This window comes from Clostridium sp. AM46-21 (assembly GCF_003480025.1).
Classification (GTDB): Bacteria; Bacillota; Clostridia; order Lachnospirales; family Lachnospiraceae; genus Coprococcus; species Coprococcus ammoniilyticus.
This window is the reverse complement of sequence record NZ_QUIB01000006.1, coordinates 1-12,087: the sequence shown is the minus strand read 5'-3', so window position 1 is coordinate 12,087 and position 12,087 is coordinate 1. Positions and strand designations below refer to the sequence as shown.

General features: G+C 40.3%; 9 protein-coding genes. 1 reads left to right on the top strand and 8 read right to left on the bottom strand.

The window, feature by feature from the left end:
* Nucleotides 1–346 precede the first annotated feature (346 nt).
* From DW959_RS05285 to DW959_RS05260, 6 genes are all read right to left on the bottom strand, one after another.
* Nucleotides 347–754: a spore germination protein GerW family protein gene (locus DW959_RS05285; protein ID WP_021943960.1), complete on the bottom strand. Its 408-nt coding sequence runs from the start codon at nucleotides 752–754 to the stop codon at nucleotides 347–349.
* Nucleotides 754–1,827: a DUF2953 domain-containing protein gene (locus tag DW959_RS05280; RefSeq protein WP_242997326.1), complete on the bottom strand. Its 1,074-nt coding sequence runs from the start codon at nucleotides 1,825–1,827 to the stop codon at nucleotides 754–756. The genes DW959_RS05285 and DW959_RS05280 overlap by 1 nt, the downstream gene beginning before the upstream one ends.
* A 14-nt stretch (nucleotides 1,828–1,841) precedes the next feature.
* Nucleotides 1,842–2,171 carry a hypothetical protein gene (locus DW959_RS05275; protein ID WP_117807505.1) on the bottom strand — a complete coding sequence of 110 codons (330 nt, stop codon included), beginning with the start codon at nucleotides 2,169–2,171 and terminating at the stop codon, nucleotides 1,842–1,844.
* Nucleotides 2,172–2,481: 310 nt separating this feature from the next.
* On the bottom strand, nucleotides 2,482–3,630 hold the full coding sequence (locus tag DW959_RS05270; RefSeq protein WP_243023345.1) for a hypothetical protein: 1,149 nt from the start codon (nucleotides 3,628–3,630) through the stop codon (nucleotides 2,482–2,484).
* A gap of 40 nt (nucleotides 3,631–3,670) precedes the next feature.
* Nucleotides 3,671–4,513, bottom strand: a complete 843-nt coding sequence (locus DW959_RS05265) for a hypothetical protein (RefSeq protein WP_226801013.1) — start codon at nucleotides 4,511–4,513, stop codon at nucleotides 3,671–3,673.
* A gap of 210 nt (nucleotides 4,514–4,723) precedes the next feature.
* Nucleotides 4,724–5,059, bottom strand: a complete 336-nt coding sequence (locus DW959_RS05260) for a LysM domain-containing protein (RefSeq protein ID WP_008400969.1) — start codon at nucleotides 5,057–5,059, stop codon at nucleotides 4,724–4,726.
* 249 nt (nucleotides 5,060–5,308) lie between these two features.
* Between DW959_RS05260 and DW959_RS05255 the strand changes: the two genes are divergently transcribed.
* Nucleotides 5,309–9,535, top strand: a complete 4,227-nt coding sequence (locus DW959_RS05255; protein WP_347465325.1) for an acyl-CoA dehydratase activase-related protein — start codon at nucleotides 5,309–5,311, stop codon at nucleotides 9,533–9,535.
* A 363-nt stretch (nucleotides 9,536–9,898) separates the two neighbouring features.
* On the opposite strand, the gene hisF is transcribed toward DW959_RS05255, so the two are convergent.
* Both hisF and hisH read right to left on the bottom strand, forming a co-directional pair.
* A complete protein-coding gene (gene hisF, locus DW959_RS05250; protein ID WP_117822599.1) occupies nucleotides 9,899–10,660 on the bottom strand; it encodes an imidazole glycerol phosphate synthase subunit HisF in 762 nt (253 codons plus the stop codon).
* Between the two features lie 2 nt (nucleotides 10,661–10,662).
* Nucleotides 10,663–11,274 (bottom strand): imidazole glycerol phosphate synthase subunit HisH, encoded by a 612-nt coding sequence (gene hisH / locus DW959_RS05245; RefSeq protein WP_021943968.1) that lies wholly within the window; start codon nucleotides 11,272–11,274, stop codon nucleotides 10,663–10,665.
* Nucleotides 11,275–12,087: the final 813 nt, after the last annotated feature.

The window sequence follows — 12,087 nt, the reverse complement described above, 5'->3', positions numbered from 1 at the left end:
CCTCGTATTCTTTCTAAAAAAGACTGCCATAAACAATGGCAGTCTTTTTTGTTTTCTTTTTTCAGACTGCCGGCCAAACTTCTATCATAAATTCTCAAAATCTCTCCTGCCGTAACCCGATCAGGTCATTGGCTTTTAGCATCTGCAAAATAATATATATGCCATTAAAAAAAAGATTACAATAATCAAAAATTCCAGAAACCCTTCTACCAGATAGCTGAATATCATTCCGATCGCAACGAAAAAGAGAGCAAATCCAACTACACGCTTCAAACAACATCACCGCCAAAAAAAGACTTCACATACCACTATAAGATATGCAAAGCCTTTTTCTTTTATGTCTGTTTTATTCCTCTGCCGGTTTCGATGCTTCTTCTACCGCCTGTTCGATCTGCTCTTCTTCCTCTGTCTTTTCCTTCTTAAAGAAGCTGGTGATCCGGTCAACGATCTCAGGTGCCATATCAATGATCTTGCTGATGGCATCCTGATTCTTAATATTAACAAGTCTTGTCTTACCATTTGAGATAACCAGAACCGCAGCCGGACTGAGCTTTGCTCCGATACCACCGGCCGCATTATTGCCGGTCTGTTTATTGAACGCACCGGCCGCCATACCGAAATTCACATCAAGAAGTGGAATAATGATCGTATCTCCTACCTTGATAGGATCTCCCACTACAGATTTGGATGAAACAAATCCATCCATTCCATGAAACAAAGTGCTGATCGTTCCGTCAATATTTGTATTTGCCATTACTTATTTCCTCCCGAAATCTTTTTTAAATATGCCATAGATCTTTTCACGTATTTATTAAAGTATACCTTGCAGCAATAATATAATATATTATAAACCCTGATTCTTCCTTTTATGAAAATATCCCCTTCCAATATCTTCTTGGAAAAATCCGGAGTTATATCTATTTTATTATAATATAACGGTAAAATCAAACTCAGATATCCAAGCTGTTTTCCGGTAGATGCCGGATCTCCTGAACCATATGTTACCTGCCCTTTGATCTTTGTCGGATTCAGATGCTTTAATAACAGGATCACGTTTCGCTTTAACACCTGAAATGCCTGCTTCGTTGTACCCGCCCGGACGAATTTCTTATACTGCTCCGCCTTATCTTTCATATGACGCAGTTTTCTTACAACTGCTTCGATCTTATCCTTTACCGCAATAACAAATCGGTCGAACTTCTTACCGATATGGGTAAATATCGTCTCCGGACTTTTTTGAAATTCCGAATGATCTTCTGCAAATTCCCGGTTAGCATCTCTATCTTCTCTGTCGGGATCTGCATCCTGTATCATCTGATCTGACAAACCATCCTGCTGATCGGATTCAGCATCTTCTGCTTCCTGTTTTTCAGTTTTTTTCGCTTTTCCGGATTCCGCCTGTTCACGTTTTTCCTGTTTCTTTACTTTTCGAGCCTCTGCCTTTTCCTGCTTTTTCAGTTTTTTTGCTTCTCTGGCTTCTGCTTTTTCCCGCATACGAGTTTCTTTTTCACTTTCTGCGGCTTCTGTCTCCGTATCTGTTTCTTCCTGACTTTCTTCCGAAAATCCATCTTCATTGGATACCAGCGTTCCGCCGAATGACCGCAGCCAATATACAAAGCCGTTTTCATCATAATTTGCTTTGAAGCAGAATACGAAACCCAACCACGAAGCTTTTAATTTGCATATAAAATTGTCATGTTTTTCTGCATAAAACCGATACCGGACAGGAACGAATAATAATAAAAGCAACAGTACAAGTACAAGCCCTACCAGGATCAATACTGTAATCAACAGAATCTTTAATATCAATAAGAAAATATGTAACATATGCTCCCCTTATATCAGCACACTGTCATGTCATATAGAAAATAGTCCTTACAATCAAACTTTCCGGTCGTACCGTATACATCCCGGATAATATCCCGTATAAGAAAAAACGCTCCGGCCTTTGTCATCGACATTCCAACGATAACGATATCATCCGTTCGTTTCTTATAGTACGGCTGCAGGAATTCATTTGCCTCATAAACCTCTAACAGCCCGTCCTCAAACAATGGAAGTGTTATGACATAAACATCCGCACAGGGCTTCCGCTTTTTTATTCTTTTTATCAGTCGGGATGCCGTCTTATCCGGCATAACTCCGGTATAAAGCCGCTTTACTATTGTCATTTTTTCACTCCCCTGCTCTGTCCGACCTCTCTCTAATCTTCCATAATTCCCTGAATGATCACATAACATGCAAGAACCTCGCTGCGATTTGAACAGCGCACCAGTGCATTATCAATATAATCTTTGATCTCCTGCTGTGTATTAAAGAACACAGGAATTGTAGAAAGTATCTTCGCCATGACCGCACGATTAACTACCTGTGAGTTTCCGGTAAATACCTCTCCGAATTCTTCTATGAGTTTATCCTTTTTCGAAATAATATATTCAGAATCCGCAAGTGCGCCTGTCTCAATCTTCACATGATCGATATCTACAAACATACTGCCGGATAACAGTTTTTCCAGTGTATCAATACGATGATAAGCATCCTCCAGACCAAGGCGGATAATATCCGGCTGATTGGAAGATACGATATCATAGATCGGAGCTTCAAGCACCATCCGGTGTTCTCCCGCTTCCTCCTGCGCGCCTCATTTGCAACCAGCATATCATATGCATCCGTCGGAAATTCATCTTCGTTCTCCATGGATTCATAGATGCGTCTGATAATAGATAATGCACGCATACAGGATTCCGATACTCCTGACTTGCATTCAGCCGCAAGCATCATGCTGTACAGATCATTTACCAGCTCGATCAGCATCATATAATCGGATACGACATCATTGATAAAGCCTGCACTTTTATCCAGAACCGTTGACAGATTCCTGTATCCGTCAAAATCAAGATGTGCATAATCTCCCTCTTTAATAATCTCATATGCTTCATGCAGAGAAGAATATTCTGTCTCGAATTTCTCCGGAAGCTGTAATAAGGCAGTTTCTTCTACTGTCTCTATAAAATCATCCAATGAACTGATCTCACAACCATTATAAATTGATAAAGTCTGTCCGATAATATCGTAAAATCTTGCCTTTGTCATACGAAGCGGAAGCTGGCCTACGATCTGCTGGATCTTCGCATTTACCGCTACCTTATCCTTATCTGCAAAGATGAAGTTAAAGACCTCCGCACTGAACTGCTCTGCATCAAATTCCTCAAACATCTTCTCAAGTTCTTCGTCCACATTTTCCTCGAATCCATATTCTTTTCGGTTCAAGATATATTCGTACAACTCAAACGCATCAGTATATGCAGTAAGTACCTTCATCTTCTCCGTGATCTTATTTCTCATTTCGGAGATAAGCGCCAGATCCTTGTCATCCAATTGATCCGCATCTCCTGCCAGATAAGTTCCGACCAGCTTATTGATTCCCATAACACATTCATAAATATATGGATCCTCTGCAAAATCTTTGTCTGCCATCAGTTCACGGATCACGACATAGTTTAATGCAAATTTCTGACAGGCATATTCGAAATCTGCTGTCATGACTGCATCTGCAAATTTTGCAAGATTCTCATCCATATTGTTCTTACGGGTTATCTCTGTGATCAGTTTTTTATCTTCATTATACATAACTATCTATTATCCTCTCATCATTAATTAAATCCATCTCTTATTTATGCTCGTGCGTGAACAAATGATCCTGGCAATATTCCTTGTTGCCTGTACATCTGGAGCAATAACGAAACTGCATGTCAGGTGCTTCCTTATCTGTGATGCCGCATACATAACATTTATGTGTCACATTCTCTGAATTGTTGACACGCACCTGCTTCGCATAATTCCTCCTTCGCTTGATCTGCTTTGGAGAAAGCCGTCTGAAATCCTTTGTGCTGAAATAGAAAATTACAAAGTTTAAAAGTGACATTACGATATTTACACGTCCCATCAGGTTTGCGTTCATAAAATAATATCCTATAAACACCAGATACAAAACAGATAACCACTTCATCTTAACCGGAATGATCATTGCATACAGTACCTGCATATCCGGATAACAAGCTGCGACTGCCAAAAATAAGGACAGACAGATATAATAACTGGATACGATATAGATATGAGAATCCCATGACATCGGAATATGAAATACATACTGACAAAGTATATATGCGATCATTGTTCCTGCCATTGTTAGAAACATGCCACCAAATATATACAGGTTGTACAAAAACGTACCGATTGAACGTTCTAACAGATTACCGATACTGTAATAAAAGAACAACATAATGATAGTAAAGATACTGACACTTAATTCCGGAGGAGTGATTACCCATGTAAGTAATCTCCAAACTTCTCCCTGCATAACAAATGCAGGAACAAGAATCAGTTTTGATAAAACCTGTGGTGCAAACATCAGAAGCAGATAGCCAATGACATATCCAAGGATCAGATACAAGGACAGATTCTTGATCGCATACCGACCAAACTTCCTTTCAAGCTTGTTTATCATCTTCATGAATGGATCTCCTTTTAATTTCATTCATACTATTTGTTTTCGGTATATAAACAGATTTGCCAACATCTGTTATATCCACAAATCAGGGAACTGCCATATTCCCATCCAATGAGAATATGGCTGATAGTATCCCGACATTATCAAATTATATAATAGAACGAAAAACTTTACAACAGCACAATCATGAAGAATTTCTAACTTTTATATATCTTAATCCACAACCAGCTCCAATCCTTCCGGCAAAACGACCTGATACAAGTTCTTATTGTTCTCAAATAATTCCTGTGGACCGACACCAAAATACATGAATACAGATTCAAAGGTATCTCCTTTTTTCACTGTATAATGCATCTTTCCATCTCCGGAGCCTTCCTGTTCTATCGGAATACAGATTTCTTCCCCTTCCTGCATATTATAGACATTTACATACGGATTTGCAGTTATGATGTCACAGAGATTACATTTGTAGTGTTTTGAAAGCTTATATAATGTATCCCCTTTTTCTACTACATGGATCACTCCATTGCAATGATCATAATTTTCCATTTCATACCATCCGGCTTTTTTTATTATTATATTCGGAATCTGAAAAATGTTCCCTTTTCTTCTTATTAAAATATAAATCTTTCTCTACCTTTTTCTAAAATAAAAATTAAATAATAAAAAATCAAGGAAAATCAATCCTAAAATAAATATTAAGTTCGTCAGAAAAGGGAAAAAATCATTGTTTTTTGTAAAACGTTCCACTATAATAGATTCGGTTCAATAAAGAGAAAATTTTGCAAAAAGATTAGGATGGTTTTTATGTACAAATTAGGAATTGACATCGGCTCAACAACCGTAAAAGTTGTTGTTCTTGATGATTCACACAAGATTTTATTTTCTGATTACAGAAGACACTACGCAAACATAAAGGAGACATTACAGGCTCTTATAAATGATGCAAAAGCCAGGCTTGGTGATGTAGAAGTTACTCCGGCAATCACCGGCTCCGGCGGTCTTGCGCTGGCAGAGGTTATCGGTGTACCTTTTACCCAGGAGGTAGTCTGTGTTTCAGAAGCATTACAAGACTATGCTCCACAGACGGATGTTGCGATCGAGCTTGGTGGCGAAGATGCCAAGATCATATATTTTACAAATGGAATCGAACAGCGTATGAATGGTGTCTGTGCCGGTGGTACAGGTTCCTTCATCGACCAGATGGCTACTCTTCTTCAGACAGATGCCAGTGGTCTGAACGAATATGCAAAGGACTATGATACGATCTATCCGATTGCTGCCCGCTGTGGTGTATTTGCCAAGACAGATATCCAGCCTCTGATCAATGAAGGTGCAACCAAGCCGAATCTGGCTGCGTCTATCTTCCAGGCTGTTGTCAACCAGACAATTTCCGGTCTTGCATGTGGTAAGCCGATCAAAGGAAATGTTGCGTTCTTAGGCGGCCCGCTTCATTTCCTCCCTGAACTGAAAAATGCATTTATCCGTACTCTGAATCTGACCGGGGATGCGATCATCGATCCGGGTCATTCTCATCTTTTTGCTGCAACAGGTGCTGCCCTGAATTCCAAGCCGGAGGTATCCAGAACACTCGGCGAACTCAGTCATTCCTTAGACGGTGAGTTACATATGGCTGAAAATGTACTCCGTCTTCCTCCATTATTTGAAGACGAAGCAGCCTATGAAACATTCAAGGAGGAGCACAATAAATATAAAGTAAAACGCGGTGACCTTGCTACATATAAAGGAAACTGCTTCATCGGTGTTGATGCCGGTTCTACAACCACCAAGGTAGCTCTTGTCGGTTCAAATGGTGAATTATTATACGACTTCTATAGCAGCAACAACGGAAGTCCGTTAAATACAACGATCAAAGCGATCAAAGATATCTATTCCAAGTTGCCGGAGGGTGCTGTCATCGCCGGTTCATGCTCTACCGGTTACGGCGAAGCCCTGATCAAGCAGGCACTTTCTCTTGATTTTGGCGAAGTAGAAACGATTGCCCACTATACAGCAGCAGCATTCTTTGATCCTGAGGTTGACTGTATCCTCGATATCGGTGGCCAGGATATGAAATGTATCAAGATCAAGAACAAAGTCGTAGATAATGTCATGTTAAATGAAGCATGTTCCTCCGGCTGTGGTTCTTTCATTGAAACATTTGCCAAATCCTTAAATTATGATATTGCTGATTTCGCAAAGATCGCTACAACTGCCAAGACTCCTATCGACTTAGGTTCCAGATGTACGGTATTCATGAATTCAAAAGTAAAACAGGCACAGAAGGAAGGTGCATCCGTAGCTGATATCTCAGCCGGTCTGGCATATTCCGTTATTAAGAATGCACTTTTAAAGGTTATCAAGCTGACGGATCCAAAGGATCTCGGTAAGAACATCGTCGTACAGGGTGGTACCTTCTACAACGATGCTGTCTTAAAGAGCTTCGAGGTGATCTCCGGCAGAACCGCTATCCGACCGGATATCTCCGGTATCATGGGTGCTTTCGGTGCTGCCCTTATTGCCATGAATAAATATAAAGAAGGCTTTAAGACTTCTATGCTGTCGATTGATGAGATCAGCAAGCTGACTTATACCACAAATATGACCAGATGTAAGGGCTGTACCAACAACTGTCTGCTGACGATCAACCGTTTCTCAAACGGTAAGAATTTCATTACTGGAAATCGTTGTGAAAAGGGTGTCGGTCTTAAGAAGAATGCAGATAACATTCCAAATCTGTTCGAATATAAATTAAACAGGATCTTCGACTATACCCCGCTTACACCTGATATGGCAAAACGTGGTGTGATCGGCATTCCTCGTGTCCTGAATATGTATGAAAATTATCCATTCTGGTTCACTTTCCTGACAAAGCTCGGATTCTCGGTAGTACTTTCTCCAAAGTCATCCAGAGATATCTACAGTCTTGGTATTGAATCGATTCCAAGTGAATCCGAATGTTATCCGGCTAAGATCTCACACGGACATGTTATGTGGCTGTTAAAGAATGGTATCACATCCATTTTCTATCCTTGTGTTCCATATGAAATGAACGAAACACCGGAAGCAAATAACCACTACAACTGCCCGATCGTTACATCCTATGCCGAAAATATCAAAAACAACATGGAAGAATTAAAGGATGACAAGATCACCTTTATCCGTCCGTTCGTCGCACTGGATAATGAACAGGCACTTGTCGAGCGTCTGCATCGTGAAATGAAAAAATACTACGATGTTACAACCGATGAGATCGCATCTGCTGTCCGTGCTGCATATGAAGAAGCAGAAAAAGTAAAGACCGATATCCGTGAAAAAGGCGAAGAAACTCTTCGATATATCGATGAACACGACATCCTTGGAATCGTCCTTGCCGGTCGTCCATACCATATCGACCCTGAGATCAACCACGGTCTTCCGGAACTGATCAACTCATATAAGATCGCTGTTCTGACAGAGGATTCCGTTGCTCATCTGGGACAGGTAGATCGTCCGCTTATCGTATCTGACCAGTGGATGTACCACTCCAGATTATATAAGGCAGCAAACTATGTTAAGACCTGTGACAATCTGGAACTGATTCAGTTGAACTCCTTCGGCTGTGGTCTGGATGCCGTAACAACCGACTGTGTAAATGATATCCTGACAAAATCAGGAAAGATCTATACCGTTTTGAAGATTGATGAAGTAAGTAACCTTGGTGCTGCCAGAATCCGTATCCGTTCACTGATCAGTGCAGTTAATTCCAGAAAGGAACAGAACTACAAGACCTGCCCATCAAGCAGTGCGATCAACCGAATCGAATTTACCAAGGATATGATGAAGGACTACACCGTTCTTGCTCCACAGATGTCACCGATCCATTTCAATCTGCTGGAATCTGCATTCAAGGTTATGGGCCTCAATATCGAGATCCTGCCGGATGCAACCAAGGAAACGATCGATGTCGGATTAAAATATGTAAATAACGATGCCTGTTATCCTTCTCTGATCGTCGTTGGTCAGTTGATGAGTGCCATCACATCCGGTAAATATGATGTAAATAAACTTGCAGTTATCATGAGCCAGACCGGTGGTGGCTGCCGTGCAACCAACTATGTCGGATTTATCAGACGTGCGCTTGCAAAAGCAGGTTACGGCCAGATCCCTGTAATTGCATTATCGGCTCAGGGATTTGAGAAGAACTCCGGTTTCCCTATCACCTTAAAGCTTGCAAAGCGGGCAATTCAGGCACTTGTCTATGGTGATGTCTTCATGCGTTGTCTTTACCATACAAGACCATACGAGAAAGAACCGGGATCTGCAAATGCGATCCATGAGAAATGGGAAAAGATCTGTAAGAAGACACTGGAAGAAACAGGAAGCACAGCAAGATTTAAAAAGAATATCAGTGGAATCGTACATGACTTCGATACTCTCCCACTTCTTGACATCAAAAAGCCAAGAGTTGGTATCGTTGGAGAGATCCTTGTAAAGTTCCTTCCATCTGCAAACAACCATCTGGTTGATCTGCTGGAATCGGAAGGTGCTGAAGCTGTTATGCCGGATCTGCTTGATTTCTTCATGTACTGCTTCTACAACAGTAATTATAAATATGAATATCTGGGCAAGACACACAAAGGCGCAATCATCGGAAATGCAGCTATCTCGCTCCTTGAGCATATGAGAAAGCCTGCAACTGATGCTTTAAAGGCAAGCAAACGTTTTGATCCACCTACACCGATCACGCATCTTGCAGAATATGCCAGACCTTTTGTATCCATCGGTAACCAAACCGGTGAAGGCTGGTTCTTAACAGGTGAAATGATCGAGCTGATCAACAGCGGTGCCGCAAATATTGTCTGTGCACAGCCATTTGCCTGTCTGCCAAACCACATTGTCGGCAAGGGTGTTATCAAGCATCTTCGTGAGGCTTATCCGGATGCTAACATTGTGGCAGTCGACTACGATCCTGGGGCATCCGAGGTTAACCAGATCAACCGTATTAAGCTGATGCTGGCAGCGGCCAACAAGAAGCTGAAATAACCCGCCTGTTTGGACATTGCGGCAAACTGCATATAGGCAAATTTACTTTACAATTATAAAAACAGACACATATAACTTCTATTCCGCAGATCACTTTCGTTCTATTTTTCACGTAGCGGTACTAAATTCACCGCTTATCGCGGTTCATTAAGGACCGACGTGAAAAAAGGTCTGCTTCATAGAAATATATGTGCCTGTTTTTTCTTTTATTTACGAATGCCTATATGCAGTTTTTATATTTATCGAAGCATTATCATTCTCTACACAAGGCAAATATTTCATAATAAAAACCACATATACAATCTATTTCTCAGATTATCTACAAGAAATGCTTCCAAAACACGCATACACACAATGGATATTCTACATCATCCGCATAGGGATGCCACGTTCACTTAAATACTTCTTCAGATCTGAGATCTCAAGCTCTTTGTAATGGAATAATGATGCTGCGAGTGCAGCTTCTGCTTTTCCTTCTGTCAGAGCATCGTAGAAGTGTTCTTTGGTTCCTGCTCCACCGGAAGCAATAACCGGTACATTTACATTCTCTGCAATCGTTCTGGTAAGGTCGATATCGTATCCGGCTTTCGTACCATCACAATCCATACTGGTAAGAAGGATTTCTCCTGCACCAAGTTCAACTGCCTTCATGGCCCATTCGACTGCATCGATACCACAGTCAATTCTTCCACCATGCTTGAAGATATTCCACCCACCATCCGGACGTCTCTTGGCATCAATGGCAAGTACAACGCACTGGCTGCCGAATTTGTCGGCTGCTTCTGCGATCAGATTCGGATTATCGATTGCGGCTGAATTTACAGATACCTTATCTGCACCTTCACGAAGAATTGCCTTAAAATCATCTACTGTTCGGATTCCTCCACCTACAGTAAACGGAATAAAGATCGTCTCTGCCACACGTCTGACCATATCTACTACGATATTTCTCTGATCGGAGGATGCTGTGATATCTAAGAATACCAGCTCATCAGCGCCTGCTTTATCGTAAGCAGAAGCTACCTGAACCGGATCTCCGGCATCTACCAGATTTACAAAATTAATACCCTTTACAACTCGTCCGTTTTTCACATCCAGACATGGAATAATTCTCTTTGTATGCATGATTACGCCTCCAATTCTATGAAATTCTTCAGGATCTGAAGTCCAACGGTTGAACTTTTCTCCGGATGGAACTGGCAGGCAAATACATTGCCATGTTCGATCGAAGCATGGATATTCGTTGAGTAAAATGTGGATGCAGCTACATCTTCCTCATGATCTGCCTTCAGATAATACGAATGAACGAAATATACATATGGATGTTCCGGAAGTCCTTTAAATAACCTTGCTTTCGGATTGATATCAAGTGAGTTCCATCCGATCTGTGGAATCTTAAGTCCCGGCGCATCCGGAATCCGGAGGATCTGTCCATCTACGATTCCCAATCCTGTTACTCCCGGTGTCTCCTCGCTTGTCTTAAATAATAACTGAAGTCCAAGACAGATACCCAGAAATGGTTTTCCCGAATCAACGACATCATAAATAACATTTTTCAATCCATATTCATTGATTTTTCCCATTGCATCGCCAAAACTTCCAACACCCGGAAGAATAACTCCAGAGCTGTCCATAATGACATCCCTGTCTCTTGTAATTATGGCTTCTTCGCCAAGAAATTGTACGGCTTTTTCGACGCTTTTGATGTTACCTGCATCGTAATCAATAATCGCTATCATTTGTTTATTTCCTTTCAAATCAGGTATAAATCATCCTTTATCAGCAATGACCTTCATCATTATATCACACCAAGGGTACAGTGTCTAATTACTCTATATAGTAACTTTTTCTTTTTAATTGAACATTTGTTCTGTTTATGTTATGCTATTGTTGTATAATTGAAAAGAAAGCAGGATGTGATGTTCCGATTATTAGATGCCCTCTAGTTTACAAAGGAGGGTGATGCCCTATGAACACGCTTGAAGTTTTAACTTTAGTGCTAGTAATTTTTGCGGCTCTGTCTTACATAGACAATCATAATAATAATAAAAAGAAATAGCATCCTCCGACCAAAGTGAATGCTATTTCTTAATAAATATCATATTACTGAGGGCAAATCGGATATTACATCCGATTACCTTTCTAAGTAGATTATATACTAGGGCATTTGTTTTTTCAAGTGCCCTTTTTCATCATCCCGTAACTCTTTTACAATCTCTACTTTTTCCCATTTAGTACAACCTTTTTACATTGATTTTTCTTCCAAATAATCAGTTAAATCGTCTATTCAACCACCTTATCATTTAAAGTCAGATTTTTTCAGAAAGTCTTTAACTTATGCCTTCTACATAAATATTTTTATCAGTCTATATCTTCATCCATATTATCATTGTATCCAACTTCCATTTCAGAAATTGCACACTATCTAAGTTTTCTATATTAAGAAAAACTGTTTTTATATTTTTCACTAACGTTTTTTAGTACTTAGTACATATACATAACATTCTTTTCCGATTGCCGAATCTAGTAAACTAAGTTTATTATTTTTTCCA